Source organism: Dyella sp. SYSU CM1112, assembly GCF_058216415.1.
Window position 1 is genome coordinate 1 of the sequence record NZ_JBZEGI010000129.1, and the last position, 275, is coordinate 275.

At 61.1% G+C, this 275-nt stretch carries 1 protein-coding gene; it reads right to left on the bottom strand.

Going from position 1 to position 275, the window contains the following annotated elements; all coding sequences use genetic code 11:
* Positions 1 to 275, bottom strand: a 275-nt coding sequence (locus AC4HNJ_RS21925) for a DUF2637 domain-containing protein (RefSeq protein WP_490481733.1), incomplete at both ends; no start/stop codon positions are given.

Genomic DNA, 275 nt, shown 5'->3' on the forward strand with positions numbered 1-275 from the left:
GGCGTGATAGGCGTTTCCGAGGATGCTGATCACGACGACGCTGACTGCGAGGGCGATGTAGAAGCCTCTGTCGCGCTTGTTCATGTTGAGCTTGCTGATGATGACGATCGCGATGGTGGCGCCGAGGATGGCGCTGTCGACGATCGCAGGGAAGATCCAAGTCAGGTGTTCGGGGATCAGCGCTTGCCGTGCGAGGTCGCGTTGCACGGCGAAGGAAAGTACGAATGCGCCGGTGGTGATACCGAGCGCAATGACGATCGCGAGGGCGAGTGCGG